The organism is Streptomyces achromogenes (genome assembly GCF_030816715.1).
Taxonomy (GTDB): Bacteria; Actinomycetota; Actinomycetes; order Streptomycetales; family Streptomycetaceae; genus Streptomyces; species Streptomyces achromogenes_A.
In genome coordinates, this window is record NZ_JAUSYH010000001.1 from 7,370,244 (window position 1) to 7,389,151 (window position 18,908).

Annotated in this window: 19 protein-coding genes and 1 pseudogene; 16 read left to right on the forward strand and 4 right to left on the reverse strand. The window is 72.8% G+C overall.

Features of this window, described 5'->3' with window-relative positions; all coding sequences use genetic code 11:
• Window position 1: 1 nt before the first annotated feature.
• The 7 genes from QF032_RS32950 to QF032_RS32980 are packed head-to-tail and all read left to right on the forward strand — an operon-like array spanning window position 2 to window position 3,988.
• Window positions 2-265, forward strand: a complete 264-nt coding sequence (locus QF032_RS32950; RefSeq protein ID WP_307047495.1) for a gas vesicle protein GvpG — start codon at window positions 2-4, stop codon at window positions 263-265.
• Window positions 262-1,077: a DNA primase gene (locus QF032_RS32955; RefSeq protein ID WP_307058885.1), complete on the forward strand. Its 816-nt coding sequence runs from the start codon at window positions 262-264 to the stop codon at window positions 1,075-1,077. Before QF032_RS32950 ends, QF032_RS32955 begins: the two co-directional genes overlap by 4 nt.
• On the forward strand, window positions 1,074-2,303 hold the full coding sequence (locus QF032_RS32960; RefSeq protein WP_307058887.1) for an SRPBCC family protein: 1,230 nt from the start codon (window positions 1,074-1,076) through the stop codon (window positions 2,301-2,303). The genes QF032_RS32955 and QF032_RS32960 overlap by 4 nt, the downstream gene beginning before the upstream one ends.
• Window positions 2,300-2,737: a gas vesicle protein gene (locus QF032_RS32965; RefSeq protein ID WP_307047501.1), complete on the forward strand. Its 438-nt coding sequence runs from the start codon at window positions 2,300-2,302 to the stop codon at window positions 2,735-2,737. Before QF032_RS32960 ends, QF032_RS32965 begins: the two co-directional genes overlap by 4 nt.
• A complete protein-coding gene (locus tag QF032_RS32970) occupies window positions 2,734-3,522 on the forward strand; it encodes a GvpL/GvpF family gas vesicle protein (protein WP_306947604.1) in 789 nt (262 codons plus the stop codon). Before QF032_RS32965 ends, QF032_RS32970 begins: the two co-directional genes overlap by 4 nt.
• Window positions 3,519-3,707 (forward strand): gas vesicle protein, encoded by a 189-nt coding sequence (locus QF032_RS32975; protein ID WP_107446739.1) that lies wholly within the window; start codon window positions 3,519-3,521, stop codon window positions 3,705-3,707. The genes QF032_RS32970 and QF032_RS32975 overlap by 4 nt, the downstream gene beginning before the upstream one ends.
• Window positions 3,704-3,988, forward strand: coding sequence for a gas vesicle protein K (locus tag QF032_RS32980; RefSeq protein WP_057582193.1), 285 nt, complete (start codon window positions 3,704-3,706; stop codon window positions 3,986-3,988). The genes QF032_RS32975 and QF032_RS32980 overlap by 4 nt, the downstream gene beginning before the upstream one ends.
• Window positions 3,989-4,094: 106 nt before the next feature.
• Here the strand turns inward: QF032_RS32980 and QF032_RS32985 are convergent, their stop codons facing one another.
• Window positions 4,095-4,916: a class I SAM-dependent methyltransferase gene (locus QF032_RS32985; protein ID WP_307058889.1), complete on the reverse strand. Its 822-nt coding sequence runs from the start codon at window positions 4,914-4,916 to the stop codon at window positions 4,095-4,097.
• Window positions 4,917-5,085: 169 nt separating this feature from the next.
• On the opposite strand from QF032_RS32985, the gene QF032_RS32990 reads away from it, so the two are divergent.
• Both QF032_RS32990 and QF032_RS32995 read left to right on the forward strand, forming a co-directional pair.
• A complete protein-coding gene (locus QF032_RS32990; protein WP_307058891.1) occupies window positions 5,086-6,705 on the forward strand; it encodes an ABC-F family ATP-binding cassette domain-containing protein in 1,620 nt (539 codons plus the stop codon).
• A gap of 263 nt (window positions 6,706-6,968) precedes the next feature.
• Window positions 6,969-7,223 (forward strand): annotated as a pseudogene (locus QF032_RS32995) (DUF6158 family protein); the annotation flags it as partial.
• A gap of 199 nt (window positions 7,224-7,422) precedes the next feature.
• On the opposite strand, the gene QF032_RS33000 reads toward QF032_RS32995, so the two are convergent.
• A complete protein-coding gene (locus tag QF032_RS33000) occupies window positions 7,423-7,965 on the reverse strand; it encodes a type 1 glutamine amidotransferase domain-containing protein (protein WP_307058893.1) in 543 nt (180 codons plus the stop codon).
• Between the two features lie 225 nt (window positions 7,966-8,190).
• Window positions 8,191-9,195 (reverse strand): NAD(P)-dependent oxidoreductase, encoded by a 1,005-nt coding sequence (locus tag QF032_RS33005; protein ID WP_307058894.1) that lies wholly within the window; start codon window positions 9,193-9,195, stop codon window positions 8,191-8,193.
• A gap of 74 nt (window positions 9,196-9,269) precedes the next feature.
• Between QF032_RS33005 and QF032_RS33010 the strand changes: the two genes are divergently transcribed.
• From QF032_RS33010 to QF032_RS33030, 5 genes are all read left to right on the forward strand, one after another.
• Window positions 9,270-9,887 (forward strand): TetR/AcrR family transcriptional regulator, encoded by a 618-nt coding sequence (locus QF032_RS33010; RefSeq protein ID WP_307047511.1) that lies wholly within the window; start codon window positions 9,270-9,272, stop codon window positions 9,885-9,887.
• 249 nt (window positions 9,888-10,136) lie between these two features.
• On the forward strand, window positions 10,137-10,748 hold the full coding sequence (locus tag QF032_RS33015) for a hypothetical protein (protein ID WP_307058896.1): 612 nt from the start codon (window positions 10,137-10,139) through the stop codon (window positions 10,746-10,748).
• A 163-nt stretch (window positions 10,749-10,911) separates the two neighbouring features.
• A complete protein-coding gene (locus QF032_RS33020) occupies window positions 10,912-12,006 on the forward strand; it encodes a GNAT family N-acetyltransferase (RefSeq protein ID WP_307058898.1) in 1,095 nt (364 codons plus the stop codon).
• Between the two features lie 249 nt (window positions 12,007-12,255).
• Window positions 12,256-13,593: a hemolysin family protein gene (locus tag QF032_RS33025; RefSeq protein ID WP_373430410.1), complete on the forward strand. Its 1,338-nt coding sequence runs from the start codon at window positions 12,256-12,258 to the stop codon at window positions 13,591-13,593.
• Window positions 13,590-14,663 (forward strand): hemolysin family protein, encoded by a 1,074-nt coding sequence (locus QF032_RS33030; RefSeq protein ID WP_307047521.1) that lies wholly within the window; start codon window positions 13,590-13,592, stop codon window positions 14,661-14,663. Before QF032_RS33025 ends, QF032_RS33030 begins: the two co-directional genes overlap by 4 nt.
• A 31-nt stretch (window positions 14,664-14,694) precedes the next feature.
• Here the strand turns inward: QF032_RS33030 and QF032_RS33035 are convergent, their stop codons facing one another.
• Window positions 14,695-16,584: a thiamine pyrophosphate-requiring protein gene (locus tag QF032_RS33035; RefSeq protein WP_307058901.1), complete on the reverse strand. Its 1,890-nt coding sequence runs from the start codon at window positions 16,582-16,584 to the stop codon at window positions 14,695-14,697.
• Window positions 16,585-16,945: 361 nt separating this feature from the next.
• On the opposite strand from QF032_RS33035, the gene QF032_RS33040 reads away from it, so the two are divergent.
• Together QF032_RS33040 and QF032_RS33045 are read left to right on the forward strand one after the other, a co-directional pair.
• On the forward strand, window positions 16,946-17,743 hold the full coding sequence (locus tag QF032_RS33040) for an RNA polymerase sigma factor SigF (protein ID WP_307047524.1): 798 nt from the start codon (window positions 16,946-16,948) through the stop codon (window positions 17,741-17,743).
• Between the two features lie 238 nt (window positions 17,744-17,981).
• The gene (locus QF032_RS33045) at window positions 17,982-18,722 is read left to right on the forward strand and encodes a hypothetical protein (protein ID WP_307047526.1); all 741 of its coding nucleotides are present in this window, start codon (window positions 17,982-17,984) and stop codon (window positions 18,720-18,722) included.
• The last annotated feature ends 186 nt before the right edge of the window (window positions 18,723-18,908 follow it).

Here is an 18,908-nt window from a genome sequence, read left to right on the forward strand (position 1 = left end):
CATGGGACTCATCTCAGAGGTGCTTCTTCTGCCGTTCGCCCCGGTCCGCGGCAGCGGCTGGGTGATGGGCCAGGTGCTGAAGGAGGCCGAGCGGATCTACTACGACCCGAGCACCATTCGGGCCGAACTCGCCCGGCTGGAGGAGCAGTTGGACGCCGGTGAGATCACGGAGGAGGAGTTCGACCGCCAAGAGGACGAACTCCTCGACCGGATGGAGAGCGCGACGCGCAGAAGCGCGGGAACGGACGACGGGTGGTCAGGATGAACCGAATGGGATTGGGCCTCGCGATAGGCGCCGGGTACTTCCTCGGACGTACCAAGAAGCTGAAGCTGGCCTTGGCCGTGGGCTCGTTCGTGGCGGGCAAGAAGATGAACCTGACGCCCAAGGGCATCGGCGACCTGGTCTCCCAGCAGCTGAAGGAGAACCCGCAGTTCAAGGAGATCGGCGACCAGCTCCGCAACGACCTGCGCGGCGTCGGCAAGGCGGCTTCCGGGGCGTTGGTCGAGCGCCAGATCGAGGCTCTGGCCGACCGTCTGCACGGCCGCACCGCCGAGGTGCGCGACCAGCTCGAGGGCGTCGTGCCGGGCAAGGACGCGGACGACGAGGCGGACGAGGAGTACGACGAGCCTCAGGACACCGCTGAGGACGAGGACGCCGAGGACACCGCCGAGGACACGGCTGAGGACGACGAAGCCGAGGACGCGGCTGAGGACGACGAAGCCGAGGACGCGGCTGAGGACGACGAAGCCGAGGACGCGGCTGAGGACGACGAAGCCGAGGACGCGGCCGAGGACGACGAAGCCGAGGACACGGCCGAGGACGACGAGGAGGACGACGAGGAGGAGGCGCCGCCGAGGAAGACCGCGGCCAGGAAGGCGCCGGCCAAGAAGGCGCCCGCCAAGAAGTCGGCGAAGAAGGCACCGGCGAAGAAGGCGCCCGCCAGGAAGGCCCCGGCCCGCACGTCGGCCGCGAAGAAGACCGCGTCGGCCGGTAAGCCGGGCACGAGGACCGCAGCGAAGACCGCCTCGGGCACCGCGTCCCGGTCCCGGCGGCCGAAGGGAGGCGGCGACCGATGACCGAGACTCTCGGATCCGCCAAGTCCGCGACCTCCGCGGCTTCCGACACCGCGGGCAAGACAGCCGGCGGCAACGGCAACCCGCTCTCGGGACTGGCTCACAGCGAGGCCGCCGACCGGCTCAAGGAAGAGGTGCAGGAGTACCTCGCCGCCCAGGCCACGCGCGTGCTGACCGGCGTCGGCCACAAGCTCGGCGACACCACGTCCAAGCTCAACGACATCGCCGAGGGCAACAGCCCCGGCTTCGCCAAACTGGCCCTCGACGGCGGTAAGAAGCTCGCCGAGGGCAAGGGGCCGCTGCGCTCCGCGCTGGAACTCGGCGCCTCACGGGCCAAGGACAAGGTGACCGGCGCCTTCAAGAGCCTCGGTGGCGGTAAGGGCAAGAAGAGCGCGGGCAAGAAGCCGACCGTGATCATGGAGACGATCGATGTCGGCGTGCCGCTGCGTACCGCCTACGACCAGTGGACGCAGTACCAGGACTTCAGCACCTTCGCCAAGGGCGTCAAGAGCGCGAACCGCGCCGACGACGTCACCAGCGACTGGCAGGCGAAGGTCTTCTGGTCCAACCGCAGCTGGAAGGCGAAGACCACCGAACAGGTGCCGGACGACCGGATCGCCTGGACGTCGGAGGGCGCCAAGGGCACGACGAAGGGCGTCGTCTCCTTCCACGAGCTCGCCGAGAACCTCACCCGGATCCTGCTGGTCATCGAGTACTACCCCACGGGCTTCTTCGAGAAGACCGGCAACATCTGGCGTGCCCAGGGCCGCCGTGCCCGTCTCGACCTGAAGAACTTCGCCCGCTTCATCACCATCAAGGGGGAGGCGGAGGACAGCTGGCGCGGCGAGATCCGCGACGGCGAGGTCGTCACCTCCCATGAGGACGCGATGGCCGAGGAGGAGGAGCAGGAGAACCGGGACGACGACGAGAACGAGGACGCCGAGGCCCGCGCGGACGACGGCGAGGTCGACGACGACGGCGAGCCGCGGGATGCCGAGGACGGCCGTCGGGAGGACGATGAGGAGGACGACGAGGACGCCCCGTACGCCGAGGACGAGTACGAGGACGACGAGGACGCCGAGGACGAGGCGTACGACGACGAGGAGCGGCCCGAAGCGGAAGAGGGCGGCGAGCCGACGGACGCCGAGGCCGAGGACGAGTACGAGGAGTACGACGAGGAGGAGCCCGAGGACGAGGACGTGGACGACAAGCGCAGGAGTCGTCGATGACCATGGCGAGCCGGATGCCGGAGCCGTACGGCCAGGGCGGCGGAGCCAACCTGGCCGACATCCTCGAGCGTGTCCTGGACAAGGGCATCGTGATCGCGGGCGACATCCGGATCAACCTGCTCGACATCGAACTGCTCACCATCAAGCTGCGGCTCATCGTCGCCTCGGTCGACAAGGCCAAGGAGATGGGGATCGACTGGTGGGAGGACGACCCGGCCCTGTCCTCCGGCGCCCGCCGCAAGGAGCTCGCGCGGGAGAACGCCGAGCTGCGCGAGCGGCTCGCCCGGCTGGAGGAGCTGACCGAGCCCGAGGAACTGGCCGAGCCGGAGGAGCTGGCCGAACCGGAGGAACTGGAGCCGGCCCGCGCGCGGCAGAAACCGCGGCGGGACGCTCCGCGTGAGGCCCGTGGGAACGCCAGGAAGGAGTCCCCGTGAACGGACTGCGCTACGTGTACGCCGTCTGCCGCCCCCTCGGCGCGCCCCTGCAGACCGCCCTGTCGGGTGTGGCGGGGGATCCGCCCCGGCTGCTCGCTCACCACGGCCTGATCGCCGTGGTGAGCCATGTGCCGGAGCGAGACTTCGCGGAGGAGCCGCTCCGCCGCCGTCTGGAGGACCTGGACTGGCTCACGGAGACCGCCAGGGCCCATCAGCAGGTCATCGACGCCCTGACGGCCGTCACCACGCCGCTGCCGCTCCGGCTCGCCACGGTCTTCCGGGACGACAGCGGGGTCCGCGTGATGATGGAGGAGCGCGAGCAGGACTTCCTGCGCACCCTGGACCGGCTCGACGGGCGGGTCGAGTGGGGCGTGAAGGTGTACGTCGAGCCCGAGGCGCGGGAGCCCGAGCCGGCGGCCGCCAGGCCGGTCTCGGGCCGTGACTACCTCAGGCAGCGGCGCACCCTGGCGCGGGCCCAGGAGGACACCTGGCAGCGGGCCGAGGAGTTCGCCGCACGGCTGCACGCGACGCTGTCCGCGCGGGCCGAGGACGCCAGGCTCCACCCGCCGCAGAACTCCGCGCTCTCCGAGGCGTCCGGGCAGAACGTGCTGAACGCCGCCTATCTGGTGCCGCGCGCACAGTCCGAGGAGTTCGTGGAGATCGTGGACCGCACAAAGGGCGAGGAGCCCGGGATACGGGTGGAGCTCACCGGGCCGTGGGCGGCCTATTCCTTCGTGGACATGACGGAGGAAGTCGGGGCCGGCGGGCCGGGGGAGGACGCATGACCGTCGTGGAGCGCCGTGAGGTCGCCCTCGTCGACCTGCTCGACCGGCTGCTGGCCGGCGGGGTCGTGATCACGGGGGACATCACCCTGCGCATCGCGGACGTCGATCTCGTCCGCATCGATCTCAACGCGCTGATCAGCTCGGTGAACGAGCAGGTGCCGTCGCCCTGGGAGGATCTGCTGTGACGGACCGCCGCCACCGTGTCGACCTCGAGCCCGACACCGTCGAGCGCGATCTGGTCAAGCTCGTCCTGACCGTCGTGGAACTGCTGCGCCAGCTGATGGAACGGCAGGCGGTGCGCCGCTTCGACACGGGGGACCTGAGCGAGGAGCAGGAGGAGCGCATCGGACTCACCCTGATGCTGCTCGACGAGCGCATGACCGAACTGCGCGAGCGCTACGGACTGCGACCCGAAGACCTCAATCTGGACCTCGGGCCGCTCGGGCCGCTGCTTCCCCGCGAATGACGGGCAGACCCTCCGGGAACGGCGGGCAGATTCCCCCGGCCAAATGACGGTCGGATTCCCCCGGGGGATGCCGGGCAGTTCCCCGGGGGAATGACGGGCCGGCGCTTCAGGCGGCCTTGCGGCAGAGGATCTCTCCGTGCAGAACGCTGAACCAGCCGTCCTCCCGCCGCCCCCATTCCCGCCAGGCCTGTGACACGGCCCGCAGCTGTTCCGGCGTGGCATGCCCGCCCCCTGTGGCGCGCTCAGCGTACGCCGAGGCGACCGTGCGGTCGGCCCACAGGCCGCCCCACCAGGCCCGCTCCTCGGGCGTGCTGAAGGTCCAGGTGGCGGAGGTCGCCGTCACGTCGGTGAACCCGGCAGCCAGGGCCCAGGACTTCAGCCGGCGCCCGGCGTCCGGTTCGCCCCCGTTGGCCCGGGCCACCCGGTGGTACAGGTCCAGCCAGTCGTCCATGCCGGGCGAGGCGGGGTACCAGGTCATGGCCGCGTAGTCCGAGTCGCGGACCGCGACGAAGCCGCCCGGCCTGGTCACCCGCAGCATCTCGCGCAGCGCCCGCACGGGGTCGCCGACGTGCTGGAGCACCTGGTGGGCGTGGACGACGCAGAACGTGTCGTCGGGGTAGGCCAGCGCGTGGACGTCGGCGACCGCGAAGTCCACGTTGGCGAGCCCCCGCTCGGCCGCGGTGGAGCGGGCCTGCTCCAGGATCGCGGGGGCGTGGTCGACGCCGGTGACGTGTCCTTCGGGGACCAGGGCGGCCAGATCGGCGGTGATGGTGCCCGGGCCGCAGCCGATGTCGAGGATCTTCATGTGCGGCTTCAGAGAGCCGAGCAGGTAGGCCGCGGAGTTGGCCGCGGTCCGCCAGGTGTGCGACCGCAGCACCGATTCGTGGTGTCCGTGCGTGTAGACGGCGGTCTCCCGTGCCTTCGGCATGGCTGTTCCCCTCTCGACTGCTCGGCGAACCGGCCGCCCGGTCGCCCGGCGTCACCACCGTATGCCGCCGCTCGCATGATGAGACAGTCTGTTCCATTATGTGGACACCGTGCGGGGCGCGGATATTCGGTTTGCCGCGGGTCGGGAGCGGCCCGCAGAATGCCTCACCATGGGACACCTGGAAGCCGCGCACCTCGAGTACTACCTCCCCGACGGGAGGGCGTTGCTCGGCGACGTGTCCTTCCGGGTGGGCGAAGGGGCCGTGGTGGCCCTGGTGGGGCCCAACGGCGCCGGCAAGACGACGCTCCTGCGGCTGATCTCGGGTGAGCTGAAACCGCACGGCGGGACGGTCACCGTCTCGGGCGGCCTGGGCGTGATGCGCCAGTTCGTGGGCTCCGTACGGGACGAGACGACCGTGCGCGACCTGCTGGTGTCCGTCGCCCCGCCCCGTATCCGCGAGGCGGCCGGGGCCGTCGACAAGGCCGAGCACGCCCTCCTGACCGTCGACGACGAGGCCGCTCAGCTCCAGTACGCGCAGGCCCTCTCCGACTGGGCCGAGGTGCGCGGGTACGAGGCCGAGACGCTGTGGGACATGTGCACCACGGCCGCGCTCGGCATCCCCTACGACAAGGCCCAGTTCCGTCTCGTGCGGACCCTCTCCGGCGGCGAGCAGAAGCGGCTCGTGCTGGAGGCGCTGCTGCGCGGCGGCGACGAGGTGCTGCTGCTCGACGAGCCGGACAACTACCTGGACGTGCCCGGCAAGCGGTGGCTGGAGGAACGGCTGAAGGAGACCCGTAAGACGGTCCTCTTCGTCTCCCACGACCGCGAACTCCTCTCCCGCGCCGCCGAGAAGATCGTCTCCGTCGAACCGGGGCCGGCCGGCGCCGACGCCTGGGTGCACGGCGGCGGCTTCACCACCTACCACGAGGCCCGCCGCGAACGCTTCGCCCGCTTCGAGGAGCTGCGCCGCCGGTGGGACGAGAAGCACGCCCAGCTGAAGAAGCTGGTGCTGAACCTCCGTCAGGCCGCGTCCATCAGCCATGAGTTGGCGTCCCGCTACCAGGCCGCCCAGACCCGGCTGCGCAAGTTCGAGGAGGCGGGTCCGCCGCCCGAGCCGCCGCGTGAACAGGACATCACGATGCGTCTCAAGGGCGGCCGCACCGGCGTACGGGCCGTCACCTGCAAGGGACTCGAGCTCACCGGCCTGATGAAGCCCTTCGACCTGGAGGTGTTCTACGGCGAGCGGGTCGCCGTCCTCGGCTCCAACGGCTCGGGCAAGTCGCACTTCCTGCGGCTGCTGGCCGGCGAGTCCGTGGCGCACACGGGGGAGTGGAAGCTCGGCGCGCGGGTGGTGCCCGGGCACTTCGCCCAGACCCACGCCCATCCCGAGCTGCTGGGCCGCACCCTTCTGGACATCCTGTGGAGCGAACACGCGCAGGACCGGGGGGCGGCCATGTCCCGGCTGCGGCGCTACGAGCTCACCCAGCAAGCCGAACAGGCATTCGATCGCCTCTCCGGTGGACAGCAGGCCCGTTTCCAGATCCTGCTGCTCGAACTGCAGGGCGTCACGGCCCTGCTCCTCGACGAACCGACGGACAACCTCGACCTGGAATCCGCGGAAGCACTCCAGGAGGGCCTGGAAGCCTTCGAGGGGACGGTCCTCTCCGTCACGCACGACCGGTGGTTCGCCCGCTCCTTCGACCGCTACCTGGTCTTCGGCAGCGACGGCCGCGTCCGGGAGACCCCGGAGCCGGTGTGGGACGAACGGCGCGTGGAGCGCGCCCGCTGACCGGCGCCGCGGGCCGTTCGCGCAGGCCGTCGCCACCAGGCGGTCCGTGCAGAGACGGCCCGCGCAGGCCGTCGCCACCAGGCGGTCCGTGCGGAGACGGCCCGCGCCGGGCGTTCCCCGTGCCGCCGGGGCGTCGACGTGCACGGAGGCCCGGGGGCCGGAATGTTCGTACAGTGGAGGCAGAGACACGAGCTCCCCGGTTCCCTCCCGGGTTGCGCCGCGCCGGAGTGCTGACACCACTCCCGGGCGGGTACCCGGACCGCATGGACGAACACGACGAGCGGGGCACCACGATGACCGGAGTCGACCCGGACCGGCTGGACGACCAGCAGCTGATGAAAGAGCTGGAGACGATCCACCGCACGCGCCACGACACCCTGCTGCACGGCTCGAACGACGCCCTGCGCGCCCACAACGACCGCATGGCCCAGCTGGAGGGCGAGTACCTGCGCCGCAACCCGCGCCGGTTCGTCTCGCCCGGGCGCACCCGCGAGGGGGCCAGGGAACGGGGCCCCGGGGCGAACGGCGGCGCCCGTCAGACCCCGGCCGGGATCAGGGCCACCGGGGAGCCCGGTCCCGTGGCCACGCCCGTCGGCAAGTGGGGCCCGGGCTCGAGGCGCGGCCCCGGCGAGGCGTGAGCCCGCACCGGGGCCGGATTCCTCGGCCGCATCCGGGACCCGATTCCGGGGACGGCACGCGGGGCCACCCGGTTTCGCCTCAGGCCGCCTCCTGCGCGAACACGCGCAGGTACGTCTCGCAGAACGCCTCGAGGTCGTCCGGCTTGCGGCTGGTGACCAGCTTGCCGGGTCCGTGGTCGCAGACCTTCACCTGCTCGTCCACCCAGGTGCCGCCCGCGTTGCGGATGTCCGTCCGCAGGCTCGGCCATGAGGTGAGCACCCGGCCCCGCACGACGTCCGCCTCCACGAGGGTCCACGGCGCGTGGCAGATCGCGGCGACCGGCCGGCCCTGGCCGAGGAAGTCCTTGACGAACGCCACGGCCTTGTCGTCGGAGCGCAGGGCGTCGGGGTTCGCGACGCCACCGGGCAGGACCAGCCCGTCGAAGGAGTCCGCGGACGCCTCGCCGACGACCTCGTCCACACCGAACGTGTCCGCCTTGTCGAGATGGTTGAATGCCTGGACCTTGCCCGGCTCGGTCGACACCAGAACGGGCTCGTGACCCGCGTCGACCGCCGCCTGCCAGGGATCGGTGAGCTCGACCTGCTCGACGCCCTCGGGCGCCGTCAGAAACGCGATGCGCATGGTTTTCCCACGTCCTTTCCGTGTCCTTGCGGCGTGATCCTTGTTTCCCGGGTTCCGGGTTCCGGGTCCGGGTCGGTTCCGGGTTCCCGCGTTCCGCGGAGTTCCGCGAGATTCCCCGGGTGCGCGGCCGGTTCGCCGTGCGTCGACCACCGCGTACCCGAGGACGGGAGGCCGACACGACCTCGTCGGGAACCGGCTCTTCCGTTCCCTCGCGGCCCGGCCGGCTCAGGCCCCGTCGACGGCTCCGACGCCGACGCCCGTTCCGGTCCGGGTCTCGAGCGCGTGCAGCACGGCCGCCATGTCCTCGCCGCCGTGCCCCTGCTCGACGGCCTCGCCGTACAGGGCGTGACAGACGTCGAGAAGCGGCGAGGCCAGCCGGGTCCGGCGGGCGGCCTCGGCGATCAGCCGGTTGTTCTTCAGGACGTCGGCCGCGGCCGCCTGCACGCTGAAGTCCCGGGTCAGCAGCTTCGCCGCCTTCGTCCGGGAGACGGCGCTGGCCATTGGGCCCGCGTCCAGGACGTCCCGGAGCAGGCGCCGGTCGAGCCCGTGCCGGTCGGCGAAGTGGAACGCCTCCGAGAGGCCGGTGACCAGCGTGATCAGGAACAGGTTCACCGAGAACTTCATCAGCAGCGCCTCCGGAACCGTCCCGCAGGCGAAGGTCTCCCGGCACAGCGGGCCGAGCAGCGGCCGTACGGCCGACACGGCGTCCGGGTCGCCCGCCAGCATCCCCACCAGCTCCCCCTGCTCGGCAGGAACACGGGAACCGGACACCGGTGCCTCGACATAGCGGCCGCCCGCGGCCCGGACGTCGTCCTGAAGGCCGGCCGAGTACTCCGCCGAGGTCGTTCCCATGTGCACGACGGTGCGTCCGGCGACGCGTGCCGCGAACTCCGCCGTGCCGCGCGCGAGCACCGTGTTGACCGCGGCCTCGTCGGCCAGCATGAGGATCACGGTCCCGGCACGGGCGAAGACCTCGGCGGGGCCCGCCGCGACCTCGGCGCCGGCGGCGCGCAGGGGGTCGCACCGGCCCGCCGTGCGGTTCCACACCAGGAGGGGGACACCGGTGCGGGCGAGGTTGAGCGCCATGGGCTGCCCCATGACCCCGAGCCCGATGAAACCGGCGAGACCGGCGAGACCGGCGGATTTGACGTCGTCCACGATGCACCGCGCTTTCCGCCGGGCGGCCGGCGGACCGCTGCCGCCGCCGCCCCTGACTATGACAGCGGTCATAGTAGTCCGTTCTATGACGCCGGTCATAGAGTGGGAGCCGACGCGAGTGCCGATCACGGGCTGGGAGGCGGGCGATGGCGGTGTCCGAGCGAGGACCGCGCGAGCGGATGGTCTTCAGTGCCGCCCAGCTCATCCGGCGTGGCGGTGTCGCCGCGACCGGCATGCGCGAGGTCGCCGCCCACGCGGGGGCGCCCCGCGGATCGCTCCAGCACTACTTCCCCGGGGGCAAGGAGCAGCTCGTCAACGAGGCGGTGGGCTGGGCGGGCCGGTACGCGGGCAACCGGGTCGCCCGCTTCCTCGCCGCGCTGCCCGAGCCGACTCCCGGCGGCCTGTTGGCCGAGATGGTGAGGCAGTGGACGGACGAGTACGCGTCCGCCGGCTTCGCGGGAGGCTGCCCGGTGGCGGCCGCCACGGTGGACTGCGCCCAGACCGCGGCGTCCACCCGGGCCGCCGCGGCCGCCGCGTTCGCCGCCTGGACGGAGCCGGTTGCCCGTGCGCTGACGGACATGGGCGTCCCCGAAGAGCGGTCCCGCGCGCTCGCCACCCTCATGATCAGCGCCCTGGAGGGCGCGCTCCTCATCGCCCGCGCCGAGCAGGACGTACGAGCCCTGAAGGCCGTCACCCACGAGCTTCGCCCCCTCCTCGACGCGGCGGCCGGGCCGGACACGGCGACGACACGGCAGGACGGCTGACTGCCGGACTTGCGGTCCGCCAGCTTCTGGGCTTCCGGGCTGCCGCACTTTCAGTCGGCCGTGTCGGCCGTGTCGGCCGTGTCGGCCGGTCCGCGGGTCTGCCGGACGGGAGGAAGCGGCACCTCGAGCACCCGCACCGCTCACGCGCGGGTTCACCCGCAGACGTGACCGGTCGCCCGAACGTTCGCACCGGGCGGTTTCGCCGTTCCGGACCGTCGGCACGCGTGTCTCCTCGACCATGGACGAGACATGACCGCGCACCCGCTCCCTCTCGCCTGCCGCGGCCTTCCGCACGCTGACGGCGCGGCCGGTACCGGAGCACTGTCGGCCGTCGGCCTGGCCGCGACCACGACGGCCCTGGCCGCCGCCGGCCATCACCTGGTCTTCGCGCGCACCGCCTCGTTCGCCGCCTGCCTGGTGGTGGCGCTGGTCTTCTTCGCGGGCGCCCTGCTGCGGCCGCGTGCCTCCGGGTCCGGCGCCCTGCTGCCCGACCTCGCCGCCATGGTGTCGGCACAGGTCGCGGCCAGCTGCTGGTTCTCCTTCGCCCCCGGCCCCGGCCTCGGTCCCGGTCCCGCCGGAGGGACGCTCCACGAAGGCGTGGGCGGCGCGATCCATCTGGCGATGACCCTGGTCACGGTGTGCGCGCTGCGCGCCGTGGCACGTTCGCGGTTCCGGCTCTCGGGCATGGTCCAGTCGGGTCTGCGGAGCCTTTTCCGTCGCCTTTGCGCTCTGCTGTCCGCGCGGACGTCCACGGTCCCCGCCGTCGACCCGAGCCGCTTCCCGGGAGGCCGTCCCGCCGACGAACGGTGCCGCTCCGAGGTGCTGCTCACCGGCGCGTCCGGCCGACGGGGCCCTCCCTAGCGCTGCCCGACCGGTAACGCCCGCACGCACGCGACATGGCACCGCACGCCGTCGCGCCGTACGCCTCCCCCCGCGGGTCCGACCCGTCGCGCGCCTCGCACGGCCCCGGCGGACGACGACCTTCTTGCCGCGAACCAGGAACCCAGGAACCCAGGGACCCCCCATGACGACTCCACGCATCGACATCGTGCACGCCGGCGAACTCACGCCGGGCGACCTCGCCCTCTGGAACGAACTCCGACGCGCCACGACCGCCGCCCCCGCCAACCCCTTCATGAGCGCCGAGTTCACCCAGGCCGTCGGCCGGGTACGCCGAGACGCCCGCGTGGCGGTGCTGCGCCGCAAGCGGCAGGCGGTCGGCTACTTCCCCTATCAGCGGGGCCGATGGGGCCACGGCCGTGCGGTCGGCCTGGGGGTCTCCGACTGCCAGGGCGCCGTCCTGCACCCGGACGACTCACACCTCGACCCGCACCACCTCTTGCGCGCCTGCTCCCTGAACGCCTGGGAGTTCAACCACCTCGAAAGCGGCCAGGACCTCTTCCTGCCGTACGCGACGGGCCGGTTCGCGTCCCCCGTCGTCGACCTCGCACACGGATACGAGGCGTACGAGGCTCACCTGCGCGCCCACTCGCGCAGCCTGCTGAAGGCGACCCGGGCCCAGGAGCGCCGCCTGGCCCGGCACCTCGGCCCGCTGCGGTTCGTCCACGGCGAACGCGGCCCGGCGGCGCTGCGGACCCTCGTCGGCTGGAAGTCCGCCCACTACCGGCGCACCGGCCGCCGCGACCCCTTCACCCAGCCATGGATCGCCCACCTCGTCGCCCTGCTCGCCGACTCGGACTCACCCCACTGCTCCGGCGACCTCTCGGTGCTCTACGCCGGTGACAGGCCCGTCGCCGCCCACTTCGGCCTGCGCTCCCGCACGGTCCTCTCCTGCTGGTTCCCCTCCTACGACCGAAGCGTCGCCACCTTCTCACCCGGCCGGATCCTCTACCTGCGCATGATCGAGGCCGCCGCCGCGTCCGGCATCCGGCTCGTCGACTTCGGCAGAGGCGAGGCCGCGTACAAGAACTCCTTCAAGACGGGCGACCTCATGGTCCACGAAGGAGCACTGCGCACGTCCGGCCCGGGCGCGGCCCTGCACTGGCTCCGCCGTGAGCCGCTGCGGGCGGCCCACCGACTGGTGCGCGAACACCCCGCTCTCAAAGGCGCGGCGGTACGCACCCTGAGGGCCGTCGGCACGGTCCGCGGCTCCGCCTAGTTCCGGCCACGGCACCGGCGTGCTGCCACGGCGACCGGCATCAGCGTGCTTCCACGGCGAACGGCGAGGGCCCCTCGGGCGCGGGGAACCCTGACGGGGACTTTGTCGTTCCTCCAGTCACACCGCTACCTCAGGAGAGCAACGCTTGTCCGCCACGTCGACGGACCCCTCGGGGCACGATCCCCAGCCGTCCGGCCACGCCCCGCCCCCGTACGGCGCACGGCAGGGCGGTGATGCCCGGTGAGTGTCATGAGCGCCGTACTGGGCCTGCTGGCGGTGCTCGTGCTGACCGCCGGCACCGGCTACTTCGTCGCCCAGGAATTCGCCTACGTCTCCGCCGACCGGCTCGCCCTCGCCCGCGAGGCGCAGGCGGGGGACCGGAAGGCCGCCCGTGCGCTGACGGTGCTCGAGCGGCTGTCGTTCATGCTGTCGGGCGCGCAGCTCGGCATCACCGTGACGGGGCTGATCGTCGGCTTCATCGCCGAACCGTCCGTGTCCGCGCTCCTGGAGCCCGCACTGTCCGGCCTGGCCGTGCCCGACGCCGCCGCCTCCGTCGTCTCCGTCGTGATCGCCTTCGTCGGCGCGACGGTCGTGCAGATGGTGCTGGGCGAGCTGGCCCCGAAGAACCTCGCGATCGCCGTGCCCGAACGGCTGGCGAAGTCACTCGCCGGTTCCACGATCGCGTACCTGAGGGTCGTCGGCCCGTTGGTGCGCGTCTTCGACGGCGCGGCGAACAGGCTGCTGCGCGGGGTAGGCATCGAGCCCGTCGAGGAGCTGCACCACGGCGCCACCCTGGAGGAGCTCGGCCACCTCATCGGCGAGTCCCACGAGCAGGGCGAACTGCCCAAGGACACGGCCGCGCTGCTCGACCACGCGCTGGATTTCTCCGAGCGCACCCTGGACGAGGTGATGGTGCCGCGCGCCGACGCCGTCTTCGTCCGCAAGGACGCCAGTGCCGCCGAGGCGATCGACCTGATCGGCACGCACGGGCACTCCAACTACCCCGTCCTCGGCGACCACCCGGACGACGTCGCCGGCGTGCTGGGCGTGCGCGAGCTGACGCGTCTGCCCGCCGGCCTGCTGACCGCCACCACCGCCGGCGCTCTCGGCCGCCGACCCCTGCTGCTGCCCGACACCCTGCCGCTCCCGCACGCGGTCGAACGGATGCGCGAGCGGGGCGACGAGTTCGCGGTCGTTCTCGACGAGCACGGCGGTGTGGCGGGCATCGTCACCTACGAGGACATCGCCGAGGAACTGGTCGGCGACATCGCCGACGAGTCCGACACCGTCACGGAACTGGCCGTCGGCGACGGCGAGGGCTGGCTGGTGGACGCCGGCCGCCGGCTCGACGAGGTGGCCGACGCCACCGGCGTCGCACTGCCCGAGGAGGAGGACTACGACACCGTCTCCGGTCTGATCGTCGACCGGCTGGGCCGCTTCCCGACGATCGGCGACCGCGTCACCGTCGGGCTGCCGGACGGCGGCCGTGCCGTGATCGACGTGCACACGCTGAACCGGCACGTGCCCGAGCGCGTGCGCATCGAGCGATCAAACGAGCAGGCGGACACGGTGGAGGAGCAGGCATGAGTTTCCCGATGGCGCTCTTCGTCACCGTGCTGCTGCTGATCGGCAGCGGGTTCTTCGTCGCCGCCGAGTTCGCGCTGGTCGCCGCCAGACGGCACCGCGTGGAGAAGGCGGTGGCCGAGGGGAGGCGGGGCGCCGGGGCCGCGCTGGCCGGGATGCGCGAGCTGTCGCTCATGCTGGCCGGCGCCCAGCTCGGCATCACCGTGTGCACGCTGGGTCTCGGCTCGGTCTCCAAGCCCGCGATCTCGCACGAACTCGACCCCCTGCTGCACCGGTTGGGCCTGCCCGCCTCACTGAGCTACGCGATCGCGTTCGCCGTGGCGATGACCGTCGTCGTCTTCCTGCACATGGTGGTCGGCGAGATGGCCCCCAAGTCCTGGGCCATCGCCCACCCGGAACGGTCGGCGATGCTGCTCGCGCCGGCCTTCCGCGGCGTGGTGAAAGCCGTACGACCCGTCATCGGGCTGCTGAACAGGGTGAGCAACGCACTGGTACGGCTGTGCCGCGTGACGCCACGCGACGAGCTGGCCGCCGTCCACGACCGCGAGCAGCTCACCCGTCTCATCGAGGAGTCGGAGCGGCTCGGCCTGATCAGCGAGACGGACTCGGGCCTGCTCACCAGCTCGCTCACCGAGCCGCACAACCCGGTGAGCGACCTCCAGGTGCCCGCCGCGCAGATCACCGCGGTGCCCGCGGCGGCGGACGTGGACGAGATCCTGGCCCTGGCGGCCGAACACGACCGCAACCGGCTGCTGGTACGCGACGGCGACCGCGTCGTCGGCTCGGTGCACGCGCGTGACGCGCTCATCGCCCGCGCCCGCGGACGGTCGGCCACGGCCCGCGACCTGGCCCGTCCGCTGCCGGAACTGACGGAACAGGACACGATCAGCCACGCCATCGAGCAACTGCGCCGACGCCGCGCCTCGCTCGCCGTCGTCCGCGACGGCACCGGCCGGCTGACCGGCATCGTCACCCTCGACGACCTGCTCGGCCGGCTGACGCACCCGCAGACGGCACAGCGGCGGTCGGTCACGCCCACAGGCCGGCCGGCAGGTAGGCAGACCGGCAGGTAGGCCGGACGCCCGGTGGGTCACCCCCTCATCGTCAACCGTGGGTGTCCTCGCCCTGCTCCCGCCCCGGCAGGAACTCCTGGACCTTCGCCTTCAGGCCCTGCCGGATCACCGCGCCCCGGTCGGCGTCGCCCGCGAGCATCGACGCGGCCGTGGCCTCCAGTCGCTCCCAGGTGGTGTGCGGCGGGAGCGGCGGCACGGCCGGGTCGGTGAGGAACTCCACGAGTGCGGGACCGTCCGCCTCCAGGGCTGTCCGCCAGGCCGCCGCCACGTCCTCGGGCCGCTCCACGCGCACCGCGGTCAGCCCCAGCGAGCGGGCGAACCGCGCGTACGGCACGTCCGGCAGCTGCTGCGAGGGCAGGAAGGACGGAGCGCCCTCCGTGGCGCGCAACTCCCAGGTGCCGTGATTGAGGTCGCGGTTGTTCCAGACCGCGACGACGAGCCGCGGATCCTGCCACCGGTCGCGGTATTTGGCCGCCGTGATCAGCTCCGCGAGCCCGTTCATCTGCATGGCGCCGTCCCCTACCAGGGCGATCGCGGGCCGGTCCGGGTGGGCGAACTTCGCGCCGATGGCGTACGGCACCGCGCAGCCCATCGTCGCGAGCGTGCCGGACAGGGACGCGCGCATGCCCGGCCGCATGCTGAGGCAGCGGGCGTACCAGGTCGTCACCGAGCCCGAGTCGCAGGTGACGATCGCGTCGGGCGGCAGCAGCGGGTCCAGGACCCGGGCCACGTACTCGGGGTTGATCGGATCGGCCGACAGCCGTGCCCGGCGCTCGGACACCTCGTCCCAGCGCCGGACGTTCGCGCAGACCGTGTCGAACCACTCCCGGCCGCGCTCCGCGCCCCGGACCAACGGGATCAGCCTGCGCAGGGTCTCCTTCGCGTCACCGACCAGGTTCACCTCGTAGAGGGGACGCATCCCGACCGGCTGTGGATCGACCGGCTGTGGATCGACCGCCCTTGGATCCACGTCGATGCGTACGCCGCGCGCCCTGCCGGACTCCGGCAGGTACTGCGCGTACGGGAAGGACGAGCCGATCGTCAGCAACGTGTCGCAGTCGCGCATCAGCTCGTAGGAGGGCCGGGTGCCCAGCGGGCCGATCGCCCCTGTCACGTAGGGGAGTTCATCGCTCAGGACGTCCTTGCCGAGCAGCGCCTTCGCCACGCCCGCGCCGAGCAGTTCGGCGATCCGCTCCACCTCCGCGCGCGCCCCGGCAGCACCCTGACCTGCCAGGATCGCCACCTTGTCACCGGAGTTGAGGATCTCGGCCGCCTGCCGCAGGGACTCGTCCGACGGGACGTCCGACGTGACGGCAGCGGGGTCGTCGTGGTCCGGGCCGGGGACCGAGGTCGTGAACTCGTCCTCGGGGGCCGCGTACACGAGATCCTGGATGTCCGCCGGGATGACGACCACGGTCGGGCAGCGCCGGGCGTACGCCGTGCGGATCGCCCGGTCCAGGACGTCCGGCAGCTGTTCGGGGGCGGTCACCGTCGCCATGAACTCCGAGGCGACGTCCGCGAACAGCGCGTGCAGGTCCACCTCCCGTCGGAGCCCGCCGCTCACCGCCGTCGCGTCCGTCGACCCGTCAGCCGTCCCCTCCGTCGCCCGGTCCGTCGTGCCGACGATCGCCAGGACCGGGACGTGGTCGAGCTTCGCGTCGTACAGGCCGTTCAGGAGATGGACCGCGCCCGGCCCCGAGGCCGCCGCGCAGACCCCCAGCCGGCCGCTGAACTTGGCGTAGCCGACCGCCTGGAGCGCGGACGTCTCCTCGTGCCGCGCCTGCACGAACCGCGGCTCGTCCCCGGCCCGCCCCCACGCCGCGAGCAGGCCGCGGAGACCGCTGCCGGGGTACCCGAAGACGTGCTCGACTCCCCATGCGCGCAACCGTCGCAGGACGTGGTCGGAGACTCTGACGCTCATGGAAGGGGCCTCCCGGGGCCGGGGGAACCACGCCCGTCGGGCGTGGAGGTGGGCGTGGGGGTGAGGGTGGGCGTGGACAGGGGGCGGGCGTGGGCGGGGACATGGGCAAGGACGCGGGCAGGACGTGGGCACGGCTCGTGCAGGGGTGTGACGGATGACGGGTGACCCGGACTCCGGCGGGAAAACCTGGACGGTGTTTGGAGGCGTGCGTCGGGGGCAGGCGCAGCCCCAGTGCTTCGGACCGGAGGCACCTCCGTGGGAACGCCGCGCCGCGCGGCCCCCGGCAGGCCCGGTCGGGCTGTTGCCGCTTCCCCGGTGACCCGGCCGAATTCGAGCACTTCCAAGGGAGTTGCTGCACCCCATGCCGAACCGAACGCACACGAAACGCCACCCGCACGACGACGCCCCCGACACCGCCGACGCCTTCCGCGAACTGGCCGCCCTGCCCGCGGGGCCCCGGCGCGACGCGTTGCGGGCCCGGATCGTCGAGGCGTGGCTGCCCATGGCCGACCGCCTCGCCGGACGGTTCCGCAACCGCGGCGAGAACCACGAGGACCTGCGCCAGGTCGCCGCCCTCGGCCTGGTCAAGGCCGTCGACCGCTACGACCCCGCGCGCGGCCACGCATTCGAGAGCTACGCCGTGCCCACCGTCACCGGCGAGATCAAGCGGCACTTCCGCGACCACATGTGGACCCTGCACGTGCCGCGCCGGGTCCAGGACCTGCGCAACAGGGTGCGCATCGCCGGGCAGGAACTGTCCCAGACCGTCTCCGGACGCAGTCCCACCGTCGCCGAGATGGCCGAGCGCGCGCAGCTCAGCGAGGAGGACGTCCGCACCGGTCTGGAGGCGCTCGAGAGCTTCTCCGCGCTGTCCCTGGACGCGGAACTGCCCGGCAGCGAGGACGGGTACTCCCTGAGCGACGCGCTGGGCGCGGTGGACCCGGCGCTGGCCACCGTCGTCGACCGGGAGGCGGTCAGGCCCCGGCTGGCCGCCCTGCCCGAGCGGGAACGGGCGATCCTCTACATGAGGTTCTTCGGGGACATGACGCAGAGCCGGATCGCGGAGCAGCTGGGCATCTCGCAGATGCACGTCTCCCGCCTCATCAGCCGGTGCTGCGACCGGCTGCGGGAACAGGTGTTGCGGGAACCGCTGCGGTAGCCGTTGTGGAGAGCGATGCGGCAGCCGGTGCGGTGACCGCTGGAGTGACCGCGCCGGAACCGCTGTAGAAGCCGGTCCGGGGGACCGCTGCGGGAACGGCCGGGCGCGGCGTCACCCGCTTGGGTGCCGCCGTCCCGCCAATGGCGTCCGGCCGCGCGCGGCCGGCGATCCCTCGGGCTGTGATGGCAGTGGGGCAGGAACGCCCCGCCCCGCTGTCCCCGGCCGAAGGAGCCGTCCCATGGGTCGCACCGCCCACTTCCTCTCCGCCCTCGCCGTGGCCGGTGCCGTGCTGGTCGGCGCCGGACCGGCCGCGGCGGCCGACCCGTCGGCGGAGGTCAGCCCCGGCAGCGTGGCCCCGGGCGGCAGCGTCACCGTGTCCGTCTCCTGCGGCGCTCTCGGCGTCGCCGCGCCCGAGAGCCTCGAGGCGACCTCGCAGGCCTTCGCCGACGGGGCCGTCAAACTGACCAAGGTTCCTGGGGGCGACGCGCAGGCGGACGCGGCGTATCAGGGCACCGCCCTCGTCGCCCCCGCCGCGGAGCTCGAGGTGAGCCCCGACGCCGTCGGACCGGACGCCGCCTGGACCGTCGACGGCACCTGCCCGGCCGCGCCCGGCGGACCGGGGAAGCCGTGGAGCGCGACCCTGGACGTCGCGCGCACCCCGGCCCCGCCGTGCGGACCGGCCGGCGGAGCGTCCTGCCCCACCGCCCGGCCCTGCCCGCAGCCCCTGACCACCGCGCAGCCGCACTCCGCCGGCTGCCGCACCGCACCGCCCTGCGGCCGGACCGAGGAGCAGCCCCGAGGTGCCGCGTCCCCCGCCGCCTGCCCGCCCGCGACCGTCGACCACGGAGCGCGGGCCGGCGCGGGCGGCGCCTTCACCGACTCCGTCCCCGCGCTCGCCGCCGGCGGCCTGCTGATCGCCGGCGCTCTCGGCGCCGCCGCGCACCGGCTGCGCCGCCGCGGACCTTCCGGCGACGCCTGACGCCGCCTGCGCGGCCTGCGGGCCCGCGCTGTGACCGGCGCAACGCGGGAAGCCGGTCATGACGCGCGGCCCCACCGGGTACTCAGAACCCTGAGGGCACGAACCGCCCCGTGCGAGCGCCGCGCCCCGTACGGGACGTCACGCACCACACGGCCCACGACGGCGTCCGTCGGCCGTGGGCGGCAC

Coding starts and splice junctions, on each gene's coding strand:
- QF032_RS32950 (WP_307047495.1), top strand. CDS start 2: ATGGGACTCATCTCAGAGGTGCTTCTTCTGCCGTTCGCCCCGGTCCGC.
- QF032_RS32955 (WP_307058885.1), top strand. CDS start 262: ATGAACCGAATGGGATTGGGCCTCGCGATAGGCGCCGGGTACTTCCTC.
- QF032_RS32960 (WP_307058887.1), top strand. CDS start 1,074: ATGACCGAGACTCTCGGATCCGCCAAGTCCGCGACCTCCGCGGCTTCC.
- QF032_RS32965 (WP_307047501.1), top strand. CDS start 2,300: ATGACCATGGCGAGCCGGATGCCGGAGCCGTACGGCCAGGGCGGCGGA.
- QF032_RS32975 (WP_107446739.1), top strand. CDS start 3,519: ATGACCGTCGTGGAGCGCCGTGAGGTCGCCCTCGTCGACCTGCTCGAC.
- QF032_RS32985 (WP_307058889.1), bottom strand. CDS start 4,916: ATGCCGAAGGCACGGGAGACCGCCGTCTACACGCACGGACACCACGAA.
- QF032_RS32990 (WP_307058891.1), top strand. CDS start 5,086: ATGGGACACCTGGAAGCCGCGCACCTCGAGTACTACCTCCCCGACGGG.
- QF032_RS33000 (WP_307058893.1), bottom strand. CDS start 7,965: ATGCGCATCGCGTTTCTGACGGCGCCCGAGGGCGTCGAGCAGGTCGAG.
- QF032_RS33005 (WP_307058894.1), bottom strand. CDS start 9,195: ATGACCGCTGTCATAGTCAGGGGCGGCGGCGGCAGCGGTCCGCCGGCC.
- QF032_RS33010 (WP_307047511.1), top strand. CDS start 9,270: ATGGCGGTGTCCGAGCGAGGACCGCGCGAGCGGATGGTCTTCAGTGCC.
- QF032_RS33015 (WP_307058896.1), top strand. CDS start 10,137: ATGACCGCGCACCCGCTCCCTCTCGCCTGCCGCGGCCTTCCGCACGCT.
- QF032_RS33020 (WP_307058898.1), top strand. CDS start 10,912: ATGACGACTCCACGCATCGACATCGTGCACGCCGGCGAACTCACGCCG.
- QF032_RS33025 (WP_373430410.1), top strand. CDS start 12,256: ATGAGCGCCGTACTGGGCCTGCTGGCGGTGCTCGTGCTGACCGCCGGC.
- QF032_RS33030 (WP_307047521.1), top strand. CDS start 13,590: ATGAGTTTCCCGATGGCGCTCTTCGTCACCGTGCTGCTGCTGATCGGC.
- QF032_RS33035 (WP_307058901.1), bottom strand. CDS start 16,584: ATGAGCGTCAGAGTCTCCGACCACGTCCTGCGACGGTTGCGCGCATGG.
- QF032_RS33040 (WP_307047524.1), top strand. CDS start 16,946: ATGCCGAACCGAACGCACACGAAACGCCACCCGCACGACGACGCCCCC.
- QF032_RS33045 (WP_307047526.1), top strand. CDS start 17,982: ATGGGTCGCACCGCCCACTTCCTCTCCGCCCTCGCCGTGGCCGGTGCC.